A 15,543-nucleotide genomic window follows, 5' to 3' on the forward strand; every position below is an offset into this window, starting at 1 on the left:
AGCCTTGCAGCGCAGTGGCTGGTTTGCAAATGAAAAAAGCCGCGCTGTGATGGCGCGGCTTTCGTATTCGGATTGGGGGCGATCAGCTGCCGGTGCTCTTGCGCTGCTCGGTCGCCTTTTTCACGGCTTCCGACATTTCCGGCTTGGGTGCCGCAGGGGCGGCGGCTTGTGCCGGGGCCGGAGCGGTCGCTGCCTGCGAGCGGTTGGTCTGGAGCGGATCGTCCTGACGCTGAACAGAGCCTTCGAAATGCGCGCCCGATTCGATTGCGATGGTCTTGTGGATGATGTCGCCCTCGACCTGCGCGGAAGAGGTCAGGCGCACTTTCAAGCCACGCACGCGGCCAATGACGCGACCATTGATGACGATGTCATCGGCTACGATTTCGCCCCGGATGGTGGCGGTTTCGCCCACGGTCAGCAGATGCGCGCGGATGTCGCCGTCGACAATGCCCTCGACGACAACATCGCCGGTGGTCTTGATATTGCCGGTGATGGTCAGGTCCGAAGCCAGCAAGGACGCGGCTGCCTTGCCCTTGGTGGTCTGCGCGGGTGCGCTGTCAATGCTCGACTGGCGCAGGAAAGACGGGGTCGGCTGCTCGGGCGCAGCAGGCGCCTGGGCCGCTTGGGGCTTCGGGGCGGGTTCGTTGATACGGCTTTTAGAAAACATTTTGTCCAGCCCTTACATAGGTGATTGGGTTTACAGGTTGACCGTTGACACGCACCTCATAGTGCAGGTGGACCCCGGTCGACACGCCTGTGGTGCCCATACCACCAATCTTCTGCCCGCGCGAGACCCTTTGTCCCTCGCGCACGTTGATCGAGTTCAAATGAGCGTAATAGGTTTCCAGGCCGAAATCATGCTGGATGATGACGATATTGCCATAACCGCTCATCCGGCCAGCCTTTTTCACCACGCCATCAGCGGTGGCCATGATGGTGGTGCCGCGCGGGCCCGACCAGTCAATGCCCGTGTGCATCTTGGTGCGGCCAGAGACGGGGTGACGGCGCATACCATAGGGCGATGTGGTGCGGAAATTGCCGGGCAGGGGGTTGGCGATGGGCAGGCGTTCCAGCCCGCGACGATAGGCCTGAACCGTGCTCAGCTTCTCGATCACGCTGTTGGCGCGGGTGATGTCGGGGCTGGCGGCCATTGCGCCAGAGGTCGACACAGAAATGGGACGGATCGACGCCGATTGGGCATTCGCGCCTTGTTGCACCAAGCGGCGGATCTGGTCGGGCGATACATTGGCAGAGCGGAAGACGCGCTCTAGCGGGCCGATGACCGAATCCAGCGCCTCTTCCAGCTGGGTGAAGATCACGTGGTTGCGGTCCTTCAGCAACTCGTTTTCCAGCGCCAGCATCTGGGCCTGATTGCGGTTCTGCTCGGCATCCATGCCTTGGCGGTGCAGATCCTCGCCCATCGTGTTCATGGCGACCAGCAGATAATCCAGCATTTCCTGAATATCGCGCGAGCGGTCGGCGGCGGTGCGCACGGTGCCGGTTTCGGCTTCGAGCGTGCGCTGTGCGTCGGCCAGTTGCGCGCGCGCCTCGTCACGCTCCTGCACCACGCGGCGGACGGTGGCCTGAACGCTGTCGATGCCAGTTTCCAACTCCAGCCGGCGCTGTTCCGAGGCCAGAAGTTCCAGCTGCATGTCGGAAATGCGCGCCATCGCTTCGCCGAACCGGGCCTGCGCGGCCTCTGCGGCCTGCGCGTGGCGGTCACGCTCTTCGGCCATCTGGTTCAGGCGTTGCTCGTAATTCGCCTGCTCGCGCAGCGCCTGATCCCGCAGCGTGCCGGACCCGATGCTGTCCATCAGTAGGATAGAGGTTGCCAGAACGCCCCACGCGAAAAAGACAGTGACCGCACTGATGCCGATCAACTGGGTCAGGGGGCGCAAGCGCACGAAGCGTGTGGTGTTGTCAGACCGCAGAAACAAGCGCTGTTCCGGCAGCCGTTGTTCCAGCCGCTGGTTCAGTCTTACTAGATGTCGTCTCAAAACTGCCATCCCGTGTCGCGTTATTTGGGTCAGGGCTTCATGCTACAGCCTGCGCTGTGCCAAGCAGGTTGGAAAACGCCCCGTTAAGCCCCCTTTATGGCGCTGGACCCTTGCCTGCAACGCATTATTGCCCCTCACAAGCGGCTTGGGCCGCGATCAGGGCAAAATCAGCGAATTTCCGCCGATATTAGATGAGCTTCGCCCGTGAAATGCTTGAACATAAAGCACAACCATAGGTTTTTGGCATCATTCCGCCGGTTCGGTCAGCGGCCAGTAAAAGTCTGGCGGCAACCCGGCCTGGGCGCGTTTTTCCTCGTTGAAAGGGGGCTTGAGCGGCCCGTGGAAATAGCGGCGCACAAGGTCCAGAAACACCGGTTGCGGGTCCAGCCCTTGCCGTCCGCAGAGGAAATTGAACCATTTGGACCCGTAAGCGACATGGCCCACTTCCTCGGCATAGATGGTTTTCAGCGCGGCGACGGCGGCGTCATCGCCCGCGCGCTCGAATATCTCGATCATGCCCGGCGTCACATCGAGGCCGCGCGCTTCCAGCACCATCGGCACCACGGCCAAGCGGCCCAGAATGTCGTCAACCGTGTCCTCTGCGGCGCGCCACATGCCGGCATGGGCCGGAAGCGCGCCGTAATGGCTGCCCAAACGTTCCAGGCAATCGCAGACAAGGTTGAAATGCTTGGATTCTTCATCCGCCGCTTTGACCCAATCGTCAAAGAACCCCAGCGGCATGTCATGGTCTGGAAAACGCGCGACCATGTCCCAATGCAGATCGACCGCGTTCAGCTCTATATGGGCAATCGCGTGCAACAGCGCGATGCGCCCCGCCGGGCTGCCGGGACGACGACGCGGCACGTCGCGCGGGTCCAAAAGGTCGGGCTTGGCGGGGCGGGCAGGGCGCAGGGGCGGGTCAGCCCGGCCAATCGGCAGGGGCGCACCCGCCTTGCGCGCCGCGAACCACGCCCGCGCAAGGGAATGGCTGAGCGCGGTTTTCGCGCGCCCGTCGGCGGTCGTCAGCACCTCGACCGCCATCTCGCGCAAGGACAGCGTCATTCCGCGCGCACGGCGTCCAGCACTTCGGCGGCATGGCCCTTGGCCTTCACCTTGCACCAGATATGTGAGATGCGGCCCTCGGCATCGACCAGATAGGTCGCGCGTTCAATGCCCATGCTTTTCTTACCATACATGTTTTTCTCGACCCAGACGCCGTAACGTTCGCACACGTCGCTTTCGGCATCCGAGACCAGCATCACGCCAAGGTCGTGCTTGGCGACGAATTTGTCATGCTTGGCGACCGTATCCTTGGAAATGCCGATGACCTTGGCGCCCGCGGCCTCGAACTCGGCGGCAAGGGCTGTGAACTCCAATGCCTCGGTGGTGCAGCCGGGCGTGTCATCGCGGGGGTAGAAATACAGCACCACTTGCGACGGTTTCAGTGCGGACAGCGTTACCATGTCGCCGCCGTCGCGGGGCAGGGTGAAATCGGGGGCAAGATCGCCGGTGGACAGCATGGGGGCACTCCTTCATCACGGTTGCGTTGTCCCTGTTGTAGCGGCGCGCGGGCCAAGTTAAAGCCCCGTCACCCCCAAAGCCGGACGCAAGCCCATGAAACTTTCGGATTTCGATTTCGACCTGCCAGAGCATCTGATCGCAACGCGCCCCGCGCGCCCGCGCTCGTCTGCCAAGCTGCTGGTGGCGCAGGGCGACAGCATTGCCGACCGTCATGTGCGCGATCTGCCCGATGTGCTGCGCGCGGGCGATCTTTTGGTGTTGAACACGACCAAGGTGATCCCGGCGCGCCTGTCGGGCCATCGCCACCGCGACAGCGCGCAAGGCCCGGTCGTGGCCAAGGTCGAGGTCACGCTGACCGAACCGCAGCCCGACGGGTCATGGCGGGCCTTGGCCAAACCCTTGCGCAAACTGGCCGAGGGCGAAGAGATCGTGTTCGCTGCCGGGCTTGTCGCCAAGGTGGTTGAGCGCGGGGCAGAAGATGTGCGGCTGTCCTTCAACCTGGGCGGTCCGGCCTTTGACGCGGCGCTGGAGCAGGCGGGGCAGATACCGCTGCCCCCTTATATCGAGGCGCGCCGCCGCGCCGACGAACAGGACCGCACCGATTACCAGACAGTTTTCGCGCGCGACGCGGGCGCGGTCGCGGCCCCAACCGCATCGCTGCATTTCGACGAGGATCTGCTGGCGCAACTCCGCGCGCGTGGCGTCGAATTCGCCGAAGTGACCCTGCATGTCGGCGCGGGCACCTTTCTGCCGGTCAAGACCGATGACGTGTCAGAGCACAAGATGCACGCCGAATGGGGGCAGGTAAGCGAAACCGCTGCCGCCCAGATCACCCGCGCGCGGGCCGAGGGCCGCCGCGTGATCCCCGTGGGCACCACCGCATTGCGCGTGCTGGAAACCGCCGCCACCGGCCCCGGCCAGATCGCGCCTTACACGGGCATGACCGACATCTTCATCACCCCCGGTTTCCGCTTCCAGATCGCGAGCGGCCTGATGACAAATTTCCACCTGCCGAAATCGACGCTGATGATGCTGGTCTCTGCCCTGATGGGGCGCGAGCGGATCATGGGCATCTATGCCCATGCCATAGCAAAGGAGTATCGCTTCTTCTCTTACGGCGATTCCTCGATCCTGTTGCCGGGGTGATCTGGCTGTCCAGCCATGTTAGGCTAGGGGCAGAGCAGGGGCCAAGGCCCGGAAACTGAAAAGAAAGCACCGTCATGTTGAAGGTATTCGCAGGCTCTTGGGCGCTGCTGCTTGGCATCATGTTGTTGATGGTCGGCAATGGTGTGCAGGGCACGCTTCTGGGCATTCGCGGCGATATAGAGGGCTTTTCGACCGGGCAGATGTCGATTGTCATGTCAGGCTATTTCGTGGGCTTTCTGCTGGGGTCGCGGATGACGCCGGAGCTGATCCGCCGCGTGGGCCATGTGCGTGTCTTCGCGGCGCTTGGCTCGCTCATCTCGGCGGTGCTGGTGCTCTATGCCGCGATCCCGGAATGGATCGTCTGGGCGCTGTTGCGCGTGCTGATCGGGTTTTGCTTTTGCGGGGTCTATGTCACCGCCGAAAGCTGGCTGAACAATTCCACCAGCAACGAGACGCGCGGGCAGACGCTGTCGCTTTACATGATCGTGCAGATGCTGGGGATCATCAGCGCGCAAGCGTTGATTAACTTCGCCGATCCGGCGGGGTTCATGCTGTTCGTCATCCCCTCGGTGCTGGTGTCGCTGGCCTTCGCGCCGATCCTTCTGTCGGTCAGCCCCGCGCCATCTTTCGGCACGACCAAATCGCTGTCGATCCGGGCGCTTTACGATGTCTCGCCCTTGGGCGTGGTGGGCATCTTCTTGATGGGGGGCGTGTTTTCCGCGCTATTCGGCATGACGGCGGTCTGGGGCACGTTGGCGGGGTTGAGCGTGCTGGAAATCTCTGTCTTCACGGCCGCGATCTACTTGGGCGGTCTTGTCTTTCAACTGCCCATCGGCTGGCTGTCGGACCGGATGGACCGCCGTAAACTGGTGATCGCGGTCGCGGCAATCGGCACGGTCGGAGCGGTTGTGCCGGTGGTGCTGGCGCTGCCCTATTGGGCGCTGCTGGGCGTGGCCTTGGTCATCGGCGGTATTTCCAACCCGCTTTACGCGCTGCTTCTGGCGCATTCGAACGACTATCTGGACAGCGATTCGATGGCGGCGGCCTCTGGCGGGTTGCTGTTCGTCAACGGCTTGGGCGCGATCGTCGGTCCCTTGGTGATCGGGCGGATGATGGGCGTGATCGGCCCGAACGGGTTTTTCCTGTTCATTGCCGTTCTGACCGCGCTTTTGGCGCTTTATGCAAGCTGGCGCGCGACGCGGCGGCCTGCACCCTCGGTGGCGGAAACCGGCCCCTTCGCGCCGGTCTCTCCCGTTGTGTCGGCGGCCACGGTCGAGGCGGTCTATTCAGACCTTGCGGAACAGGCGGAACAGGCGCGCGATGACCCTTCTGCAACAAAATGAGCAAAAATGCGCCGCATATTGAAATATTGTTACCAAGCTGTTGCCAGCTTGGCCGAAGGCTGCAAAGGTGGTTGAACGTGAAACAACATCGGAATGTGACCATGTCAACGGTGGATGATGTCATTTCCTTCTGGGTGGATGAAGTCGGGCCAGAAGGTTGGTATGCGCAAGACGACGCGCTGGATGCCAAGATCCGCGAGCGTTACATGGCGCTGTGGGAAAAGGCCCGCGCGGGGCGGCTGTGCAACTGGGCGTCCTGCCCCAAAGGCTGCCTTGCCTATCTGATCGTGACCGACCAGTTCCCGCGCAACATGTTCCGCAACGACCCGCGGGCCTTTGCCACCGATGCGCTGGCGCGCAAATGCGCGGCGCGGGCGTGCCACCTGCGCTTCGACGGGCAGATCGCCGAACCTGCGCGGCAATTTTTCTACCTGCCGCTGATGCATTCCGAAAGCATCATGGACCAGGATCGCGCCGTGCGCATGTTCCTGTTGCGGATGCCCGAAACCGGGGCCAGCAACCTGCTTCACGCGCGTGCACACCGCGCGGTCATCCGCGAATTCGGGCGCTTCCCCTACCGAAACAGCGCGCTTGGGCGCGAAACCACCTCTGCCGAGCAATCCTTCCTCAGCGATGGCGGCTATGGGCTGGCCGTGCGCCGTTTGCAACAAGCCGCCTGAGCGGCCCGCACAGCCCCAGCCATGCAACCCGGTCATGGCCGGGTTTCCCCCTTTGCGTTGCGGTAAGGTGAAAATTGGTTTAATGCCAAACTAATTTCGCGCATCGCTTCAGGAGGAGAAACCGGCATGGCGGCAAAGGCTTTCGACACAGTTGTAATCGGGGCTGGCCCCGGCGGGTATGTCGCGGCAATCCGTGCCGCACAGCTTGGCCAATCTGTCGCGATCGTCGAGCGTGAGCACCTGGGCGGCATCTGCCTGAACTGGGGCTGCATCCCGACCAAGGCCATGCTGCGCAGCGCCGAAGTGTTCCACCTGATGCACCGCGCCAAGGAATTCGGGCTCAGCGCCTCGGGGATCGGCTACGATCTGGACGCGGTCGTGAAGCGTTCGCGCGGCGTGGCCGGGCAATTGTCGGGCGGTGTCGGGCACCTGCTGAAGAAGAACAAGGTCACGGTCATCATGGGCAGCGCCAAGCTGGCCGGGAAGGGCCGTGTCGCCGTCACCACCGACAAGGGCAGCGAAGAACTGACGGCGAAGAACATCATCCTTGCCACCGGCGCGCGCGCCCGCGAATTGCCGGGGCTGGAAGCCGATGGCGATCTGGTCTGGACCTATAAACACGCGCTGACGCCCAAGCGGATGCCGAAAAAGCTTCTGGTCATCGGGTCGGGCGCGATCGGGATCGAGTTTGCAAGCTTCTTCAACACGCTCGGCGCGGATGTGACCGTGGTCGAGGTGCAGGACCGCATCCTGCCCGTGGAAGATGCCGAAATCAGTGCCTTTGCCAAGAAGCAATTCACCAAGCAAGGCATGACGATCATGGAAAAGGCCATGGTCAAGAAGCTGGACCGCAAGGCACCCAAGGTGACGGCGCATATCGAGCGCGGCGGCAAGGTGGAGCAGCACGAATTCGACACGGTTATTTCCGCCGTGGGCATCGTGGCCAATACCGAGAACCTTGGGCTGGAAGAGCTGGGTGCCAAGATCGACCGCTCTTTCGTCGTGACCGACCAGTATTGCCGCACCGGGGTCGAGGGGCTGTATGTGATCGGCGACGCCACCAACGGCCCTTGGCTGGCGCATAAGGCGAGCCACGAGGGCGTGATGGTGGCGGAACTGATCGCAGGCGGGCACCCGCACGCGGTGGACCCGTCCAGCATTGCCGGCTGCACCTATTGCCATCCGCAAATCGCCAGCGTCGGCCTGACAGAGGCCAAGGCGAAAGAGGCGGGCTACGAGGTGAAGGTGGGCCGCTTCCCCTTTATCGGCAACGGCAAGGCGATTGCGCTGGGCGAGCCGGAAGGCATGATAAAGACCGTGTTCGACGCGAAAACGGGCGAGCTGCTGGGCGCGCATATGGTCGGCGCGGAAGTGACCGAGTTGATCCAGGGCTACGTTGTGGGCCGCCAGTTGGAAACCACCGAAGAAGACCTTATGGCGACCGTCTTCCCGCACCCGACGCTGTCCGAGATGATGCACGAATCGGTGCTCGATGCCTATGGCCGCGCGATCCATTTCTAGGGTCTGACCAAATTGCGCGGCCTTGCGGCCGCACGCCTATGTCCAAAGCCCGCGGCGTTGCCGCGGGCTTTGCGGTTTGACCGTTGCACCTTTGGGCCGCCCGATATGCTGTCTGCCCGGTATGCGATGTCGGTGGTTGACGCGCGGGCGCGGGCGGGGTCTTGATGCGCGCATGTCCGATTTGCGCCCTTCCTTGCCGCTTTCGCTTGTCCTTTGGCTGGCGGGGCTTGGGGCTGCGGCGCAATATGGCAAGATCAGCGTCATTTTCGACCGGCTGCCACAGGTTTATCCGCAAGCCGGGGCTGCTTTGGGCTGGACCGTGTCGATGGTCGGCGTCATCGGCATTGCCTTGGGCCTTGTTGCGGGCATTCTGGCCGCGCGCATCGGGTTGCGGCGCGCGCTGCTGGCGGGGCTGTGGGCGGGTGCGGCGGTGTCATTGCTGCAAGCGAGCTTTCCGCCCCTGCCGGTATTCCTGGCGCTGCGCGTGGTCGAAGGCGTGTCGCATCTGGCGCTGGTCGTCGTCATCCCGACGCTGATCGCGCAATTGTCCACCGACCGTCTGCGCCCCTTGATGTTGACGGTCTGGGGCACGTTTTTCGGCGTGGCGTTTGCGATCCTTGTCTTTGCAGGTCTGCCCTTGGTGGACCGTTTCGGGATGTCGGCGCTTTTCGTGGCCCATGCGGTCTATATGGCGGGTTTTGCCATGGTTCTGCACGCATGGGTGCCGCGCGACCGGGCAGGGGAGGGCCAGATGCCGGGGTTGGCGGCGCTCGGGCGCGATCATCTGCGCATCTACCGCTCTGCCCATATCAGCGCGCCGGCTTGGGGGTGGTTGTTCTACACGTTCTGTTTCGTCAGCTTCCTGACGCTAGTGCCTCCGTTCCTGCCCGAGGCCCAACGCGTCTGGGTCGTGGGGGCCATGCCCTTGGTCAGTATCGCGTCATCGCTGGTGCTGGGGGTGCAACTGCTGCGCGTGACCAGCCCGATTGGCGTTGTGGTGCTGGGCTTTGGGCTGAGCGCCGCTTGCGCGCTGGCTCTGCTGGCCGCGCCCGGAAATGCCGTTTTGTGCCTGACCTTTGCTTCCGCCTTGGGCTTGGTGCAGGGCGCGAGTTTCGCGGCTGTTCCGCAACTGAACACCGCGCCCGACAGCCGCGCCATGGCCAATGGCGGCATGGCGCAGATGGGCAATATCGGCAACACGCTGGGCACGCCGATGATTGCCTGGGCCATCACCTTTGGCGGTCATGCCGCGATGATGCTGGCATTGGCCGCAGCCCTGATCGCGGGCTGCCTTGTGCATCTGTGGCTGGCGCATCTGCGCCGGCAGGGCGGTTATTGAACCGTCAGGCTTTGGCTGGCCATGATCCGCCCGTCGCGCCCTGTTGCGATATAGCGCAGCTCGTAGGTGCCGGGCGTATCGGGCAGGGTGATCTGCGTGGGGCTGCCGCCCTCGACATAGGCATAGGTGACATAGCCCACCGCCCCGTCACCGGGTGTGGCGATGGTCAGGTAATCGCCCGCGTAGCCCGGCCCTTGCCACGCCACATCCATCACCGACCCCGCCGTGCCGGATGCAGGCGCGTCAAGCGTGGTCGGTATATCCGTGAGCGTGATCGGAATGCTGGCAAAGACGCTTGTATCTTGTCCGGTGATGTAGCGGATCAGGTAATCGCCCGGTTCCAGCGGCAGGGTCAGCGGCAGCGGGTTGCCATCGACCACGTAAGAGAAGGTGCGGTAATCGGACGGCTCTGCACCGGGGCGGGCGACGTCGATGTAATCCTCGGCAAACCCGCCGCCCTGCCACGCCACCATGATCGTTTCGCCAATCGCTGCCGTGGCGGGCGCGCTCAGCGCCTCTTGCTGCGGGGTGACGGTGACGGAGCGCTCTGCCAGAACCTGCGCGCCATCGGCCATGACATAGCGGATGACATACTCGCCCGGTTGCGCGGGCAGGCGCAGCGTGGCGGGGGTGCCATCCATCGTGTTTACGAAGGTCTGGTAGTCCTGCGCACCGGCACCCGGTGCGGCGGTGTCTAGATAGTCGCCCTCGCCATTCGGGCCGGTCCAGTCCACCATGATCGTGCTGCCCGCGGGGCCGCTGGCCACCGCATCGAGCGTGGCCGGGGGCAAGGCTTGGCTGAACACCACTTCGACCGCCAGATCGCCCGCGTCAGAGAGGGTGAAGGGCTGGCGGATCTGCTCTTCGCCCTCGATCCAATAGGCCTGAAGGGTGTAATCGCCGGAGGCAAGCACGGCCATGGGCGCGTCGCTTTGGGTGGCGTCCATGACGGTCGCGTCCCCTTGCAGCACTTCGAACACCACGCCGTTGGTAATGCCGCGCTTTGTGCTGCCTTGCTCCAGCACGGCAGAGAAGCGCGCCGACACGAGCACAGGCTCCGGGTCCGGGGTCGCGACCGCGACGCGCGTCAGCGCCTCGGTCAACTCGCTGGCATTGGCGGCGGTGGTGAAGGTGCCGCCGGTTTCCTGCGCCATGCATTGCATCTGCGCCAGTGCCGCCGGATCGGTCACGTCAAAGCCCACGACATGCGCGGTGAAATTCACGCCCGCTTCTTCCAACGCGCGGGCCGCAGCGCAGGGGTCGGGGTGGCAAGTCTCTATCCCGTCCGACACTAGGATCACGGTCGCGGCCTGTTCGGTATGGCGCAGCGCCTGCGCGGCGGCGATGACGGCATCGGTCATCGGTGTGCGCCCGCGCGGGTTTATGCCCGCGACCGCTTGCCGGATCGCGCCCAGCGTATCCGGCCCCGGCGTGACGACGGTTTCAATGTCGGTGCAGTCGCCGCGCGTGCGGTGGCCGTAGACCGTCAGCCCAAGGTTCTGCCCCGCCGGAAACTGGTCCAGCAGCCCAGCCACCACGTCACGCGCGATGGTGATCTTGTTCACCCCGTCGATCTGGCCCCACATCGACCCGGACCCGTCCAGCACAAGAATGGTGTTGGTTTGGTCCTGCGCCGCAAGCGGCAATGGCAGGCTAAGGGCAAGGCACAGGGCTAGGGGCAAGCGCATGAAAATGGCTCCATCGGCAAAGGTCTTGGGCCAGTAAGCCCCAAGATGTGCCGAAGTGCCAGTGTTTTAGCGCACCACTTGCCCGCCGGACAATTGCCAGTCATGCAGCGTGCCAAGGTTGTAGACCTCGGCAAAGCCATTGGCGCGCATAACATCCGCCGCGCGCCCCGACCGCGCGCCAGAGGCACAATAGAGCGCCACCGCCTTCGACGGGTCCAGCTTGCGGTTGAAATGGCCGCTTTTGGGGTCGGTTTGTGCGCCGATCTGGCCCAGCGGGATATGCAAGGCACCCTTGGCCTTGCCAGACTGGCGCAATTCGCCCGCCTCGCGCACGTCGATCAGCGTCAGCGTGCCATCCTTGACACGTGCAATCGCTTCGGACGGGTTGATACGGGCCGAAGAGGATTTGGACAGAAATCCGAACATGGGAACAGCCTTTCAAGCAGTCGTTGCCCTTAAAATGGCGGGCTTGCGGTATTTTGCAAGTCTTAAATTCATTTATTTGAATATTAATCGTGCCGGGCTGCGCCCTGCTGCAAGAATTCGCATCTTCACCGTATTTGTTTACGTTTCGTTCACAGTTTTCGATTGGAGACTCATCCATGGACCGCTATCTTGCCGCGTGAAGCGCGAAAGGGGTGGCCATGGCCGAGCAGAAATTCATCGAGGTGCGCGGCGCACGCGAGCACAATCTGAAGAATATCGACGTCGATCTGCCCCGCGACCAGCTTGTCGTCATCACCGGGCTGTCGGGGTCGGGCAAGTCGTCGCTGGCGTTCGATACCATCTATGCCGAAGGCCAGCGCCGCTATGTCGAAAGCCTGTCGGCCTATGCGCGCCAGTTCCTTGACATGATGCAAAAGCCCGACATGGACCATATCTCTGGCCTGTCGCCCGCGATCAGCATTGAACAGAAGACGACCAGCAAGAACCCGCGTTCGACCGTGGGCACCGTGACCGAGATTTACGACTACCTGCGCCTGCTCTTTGCCCGCGCGGGCACGCCCTACAGCCCGGCGACCGGCCTGCCGATCGAAGCGCAGCAGGTGCAAGACATGGTCGACCGCGTGATGGCGTTGGAAGAGGGCACGCGCGCCTATCTGCTGGCCCCGATCGTGCGCGACCGCAAGGGTGAATACCGCAAGGAATTTCTGGAACTGCGCAAGCAGGGCTTCCAGCGCGTGAAGGTGGACGGGCAATTCTACGAGCTGGACGAGCCGCCGACGCTGGACAAGAAATTCCGCCATGACATCGACGTGGTGGTCGACCGTATCGTCGTGCGCGAGGGGATCGAGACGCGGCTGGCGGATTCGTTCCGCACGGCGCTGGACTTGGCCGATGGCATCGCGGTGCTGGAGGAAGCGAAAGAGGACGGCACGCGGATCACCTTTTCCGAGAAATTCGCCTGCCCGGTCAGTGGCTTCACGATCTCGGAAATCGAGCCACGGCTCTTTTCCTTCAACGCGCCCACGGGCGCGTGCCCCGATTGCGACGGGTTAGGGGTGGAACTGTTCTTCGACGAACGCCTTGTCGTGCCCGACCACGCGCTGAAGCTGTATGACGGGGCCATCGCGCCATGGCGCAAGGGCAAGTCGCCCTATTTCCTGCAAACCATCGAGTCGCTTGCCGCGCATTACGAGTTTGATGCGAAAGCACCATGGAAAGACCTGCCCGCGCATGTGAAGCAGGTGCTTCTTTACGGCTCTGGCGGCGAAGAACTGCCGTTCCGCTACGACGAAGGCGGCCGCGTCTACAACGTGACCCGCGCCTTCGAGGGTGTCATCCCGAACATGGAACGCCGCTACCGCGAAACCGACAGCGCCTGGGTGCGCGAGGATTTCGAGCAATACCAGAACAACCGCGCCTGCGGGGCGTGCGGCGGCCACCGTCTGCGGCCAGAGGCGCTGGCGGTCAAGATCGGCGGCCTGCATATCGGGCAGGTCACGGAGATGGCGATCAAGGACGCGCTCGACTGGGTGCAGACCGTGCCCGACGCGCTGAGCAAGCAGAAGAATGAAATCGCCCGCGCGATCCTGAAGGAAATCCGCGAACGCTTGGGCTTTCTGGTCAATGTGGGGCTGGATTACCTGACGCTGGGGCGGCACGCGGGCACGCTGTCTGGTGGCGAAAGCCAGCGTATCCGTCTGGCCAGCCAGATCGGAAGCGGGCTGACCGGGGTGCTCTATGTGCTGGACGAACCCAGCATCGGCCTGCACCAGCGCGACAATGACCGCCTGCTGGTCACGCTGCGCAACCTGCGCGACCAGGGCAATACCGTGATCGTGGTCGAGCATGACGAGGAAGCCATCCGCACCGCCGACTACGTGCTGGATATTGGCCCCGGCGCGGGTGTCCATGGTGGGCAGGTCGTGGCCAAGGGCACGCCCGAGCAAATCATGGCCGATCCGGCCAGCGTGACCGGCCAATACCTGACCGGCACGCGCGAAATTGCGGTGCCCAAGACCCGCCGCAAGGGCAATGGCAAGAAGCTGAAAGTGGTGAAGGCCAGCGGCAACAACCTGCGCGATGTGACGGTCGATTTCCCGCTGGGCAAGTTCGTCTGCGTCACCGGCGTGTCGGGCGGCGGCAAATCCACCCTGACGATTGAAACGCTGTTCAAGACCGCGTCGATGCGCCTAAACGGCGCGCGCCAGACGCCCGCGCCCTGCGAGACGATCAAGGGGTTGGAGCAGCTCGACAAGGTCATCGACATCGACCAGCGCCCCATCGGGCGCACGCCGCGCTCAAACCCCGCGACCTATACCGGCGCCTTCGGTCCGATCCGCGACTGGTTCGCGGGCCTGCCAGAGGCGCGCGCGCGCGGGTATAAACCGGGGCGCTTCAGCTTCAACGTGAAGGGCGGGCGCTGCGAGGCCTGTCAGGGCGACGGGGTCTTGAAGATCGAGATGAATTTCCTGCCCGATGTCTATGTCACTTGCGAGACCTGCAAGGGCAAACGCTACAACCGCGAAACGCTGGAAGTGCTGTTCAAGGGCAAATCCATCGCCGACGTGCTGGACATGACCGTGGAAGAGGCCCAGGGCTTTTTCGAGGCGGTGCCGTCCATCCGCGAGAAGATGGATGCGCTGATGCGCGTGGGTCTGGGTTATATCAAGGTTGGCCAGCAGGCGACGACGCTTTCGGGCGGCGAGGCGCAGCGCGTGAAACTGTCGAAGGAACTGGCGCGGCGCTCGACCGGGCGGACGCTGTATATTCTGGACGAGCCGACCACCGGCCTGCATTTCGAGGATGTGCGCAAGCTTTTGGACGTGCTGCATGAATTGGTGGATCAGGGGAATACGGTCGTCGTGATCGAGCATAATCTGGACGTGGTGAAAACCGCCGACTGGATCATCGACATCGGGCCAGAGGGCGGCGATGGCGGGGGGCAGGTGGTGGCGACCGGCACGCCAGAGGAGGTGGCCAAGGTCGAAGCCAGCCATACCGGGCGCTATTTGGCACCGCTATTGAAGCCGAAGCGAGTGGCAGCGGAATAGCCCCTGACGCGGGACAAGGGCGAAGCCCGCAGCGTCATCGGCGGGCCGTCCCGCGGCCTGCCGATTGGCTGGTCTGGGCGCACCGTTTTGCCGTTTTTCGGATATGGCCGCCATAAAGCGCTCTGGCTCGGCGGGTCGGTTCGGCAGTCCCCGGCCCGCCGATGACGCGGCAGGCTTACCGTGCCAGCGCCCCCTCCAGCCCCGCCACCACATCCTTCACACTGTCGCACAGTGTGAAGAACCCGCGCAGGCTGGCATCGGCAAAGCCTTGGGCGATGATATGATCGACCAGCCCGGCCAAGGGCGTCCAATACCCGCCCGTGTTCAGAATGTAGATGGGCCGCGCGTGCAGGCCCAACTGCCGCCATGTCAGCACCTCGAAGAACTCGTCCAGCGACCCCGCGCCACCGGGCAGCACCACGATCGCGTCGGAATTGCTGAACATGACCTTCTTGCGCTCGTGCATCGTCTCGGTCACGACCAGCGTGCCAAGGTCGCGCTTGGCGACTTCGCCCTGCATCAGGTGCGTCGGGATCACGCCGAAACTGTCGCCGCCCGCGCCAATGCAGGCGCGCGCCACTTCACCCATCAGCCCCACATCGCCCGCGCCATAGACCAGCCGCCAGCCATGCGCGGCAATCGCGCGGCCCATGGCCTGCGCATCGGCCACATAGGCCGGATCAACGCCGCCGCGCGCGCCGCAAAAGACACAGATAGAGGGGGTGGTGGCGGACATGGAACAACACCTTGTAGCGAATTCTTTTGCCAGCAGGTAACGGGGTTGGTAGGTTTGTGCAAGTTGCGCAAGCGC

Annotated in this window: 13 protein-coding genes; 6 read left to right on the plus strand and 7 right to left on the minus strand. The window is 63.5% G+C overall.

Annotation, left to right across the window (positions count from 1 at the left end; all coding sequences use genetic code 11):
- Positions 1-82 precede the first annotated feature (82 nt).
- The 4 genes from J1C52_RS10540 to bcp all read right to left on the minus strand — a co-directional run bounded on the left by J1C52_RS10540 (position 83) and on the right by bcp (position 3,517).
- Positions 83-667, minus strand: a complete 585-nt coding sequence (locus tag J1C52_RS10540) for a bactofilin family protein (protein WP_227427899.1) — start codon at positions 665-667, stop codon at positions 83-85.
- Positions 657-2,006 (minus strand): DUF5930 domain-containing protein, encoded by a 1,350-nt coding sequence (locus J1C52_RS10545; RefSeq protein ID WP_227427900.1) that lies wholly within the window; start codon positions 2,004-2,006, stop codon positions 657-659. The genes J1C52_RS10540 and J1C52_RS10545 overlap by 11 nt, the downstream gene beginning before the upstream one ends.
- A 237-nt stretch (positions 2,007-2,243) precedes the next feature.
- Entirely contained in the window at positions 2,244-3,059 is an 816-nt protein-coding gene (locus J1C52_RS10550; protein ID WP_227427901.1) for a ferritin-like domain-containing protein, read from the minus strand.
- On the minus strand, positions 3,056-3,517 hold the full coding sequence (bcp, locus tag J1C52_RS10555; protein ID WP_227427902.1) for a thioredoxin-dependent thiol peroxidase: 462 nt from the start codon (positions 3,515-3,517) through the stop codon (positions 3,056-3,058). The genes J1C52_RS10550 and bcp overlap by 4 nt, the downstream gene beginning before the upstream one ends.
- 94 nt (positions 3,518-3,611) lie before the next feature.
- On the opposite strand from bcp, the gene queA reads away from it, so the two are divergent.
- The 5 genes from queA (at position 3,612) to J1C52_RS10580 (ending at position 9,547) form a co-directional block, all read left to right on the plus strand.
- Positions 3,612-4,664 (plus strand): tRNA preQ1(34) S-adenosylmethionine ribosyltransferase-isomerase QueA, encoded by a 1,053-nt coding sequence (gene queA, locus J1C52_RS10560; RefSeq protein ID WP_227427903.1) that lies wholly within the window; start codon positions 3,612-3,614, stop codon positions 4,662-4,664.
- A 74-nt stretch (positions 4,665-4,738) separates the two neighbouring features.
- A complete protein-coding gene (locus J1C52_RS10565; protein ID WP_227427904.1) occupies positions 4,739-6,007 on the plus strand; it encodes an MFS transporter in 1,269 nt (422 codons plus the stop codon).
- Between the two features lie 101 nt (positions 6,008-6,108).
- The gene (locus J1C52_RS10570; protein ID WP_227427905.1) at positions 6,109-6,687 is read left to right on the plus strand and encodes a DUF924 family protein; all 579 of its coding nucleotides are present in this window, start codon (positions 6,109-6,111) and stop codon (positions 6,685-6,687) included.
- Between the two features lie 126 nt (positions 6,688-6,813).
- Positions 6,814-8,208, plus strand: coding sequence for a dihydrolipoyl dehydrogenase (gene lpdA / locus J1C52_RS10575; RefSeq protein ID WP_227427906.1), 1,395 nt, complete (start codon positions 6,814-6,816; stop codon positions 8,206-8,208).
- 172 nt (positions 8,209-8,380) lie between these two features.
- Positions 8,381-9,547: an MFS transporter gene (locus J1C52_RS10580; protein WP_227427907.1), complete on the plus strand. Its 1,167-nt coding sequence runs from the start codon at positions 8,381-8,383 to the stop codon at positions 9,545-9,547.
- On the opposite strand, the gene J1C52_RS10585 is transcribed toward J1C52_RS10580, so the two are convergent.
- Both J1C52_RS10585 and J1C52_RS10590 read right to left on the minus strand, forming a co-directional pair.
- Positions 9,541-11,235: a vWA domain-containing protein gene (locus tag J1C52_RS10585; RefSeq protein ID WP_227427908.1), complete on the minus strand. Its 1,695-nt coding sequence runs from the start codon at positions 11,233-11,235 to the stop codon at positions 9,541-9,543. The two genes, J1C52_RS10580 and J1C52_RS10585, sit on opposite strands and share 7 nt — an antisense overlap.
- A 66-nt stretch (positions 11,236-11,301) precedes the next feature.
- Complete coding sequence (locus J1C52_RS10590; RefSeq protein WP_227427909.1) at positions 11,302-11,661, minus strand: rhodanese-like domain-containing protein; 360 nt, start codon at positions 11,659-11,661, stop codon at positions 11,302-11,304.
- Positions 11,662-11,879: 218 nt separating this feature from the next.
- On the opposite strand from J1C52_RS10590, the gene uvrA reads away from it, so the two are divergent.
- The gene (gene uvrA, locus J1C52_RS10595; RefSeq protein WP_227427910.1) at positions 11,880-14,732 is read left to right on the plus strand and encodes an excinuclease ABC subunit UvrA; all 2,853 of its coding nucleotides are present in this window, start codon (positions 11,880-11,882) and stop codon (positions 14,730-14,732) included.
- A gap of 175 nt (positions 14,733-14,907) precedes the next feature.
- On the opposite strand, the gene J1C52_RS10600 is transcribed toward uvrA, so the two are convergent.
- Positions 14,908-15,468, minus strand: coding sequence for a TIGR00730 family Rossman fold protein (locus J1C52_RS10600; RefSeq protein WP_227427911.1), 561 nt, complete (start codon positions 15,466-15,468; stop codon positions 14,908-14,910).
- Between the last annotated feature and the right edge of the window lie 75 nt (positions 15,469-15,543).

Origin of the sequence: Roseibaca sp. Y0-43, from assembly GCF_020667835.1 — a bacterium.
Classification (GTDB): domain Bacteria; phylum Pseudomonadota; class Alphaproteobacteria; order Rhodobacterales; family Rhodobacteraceae; genus Roseinatronobacter.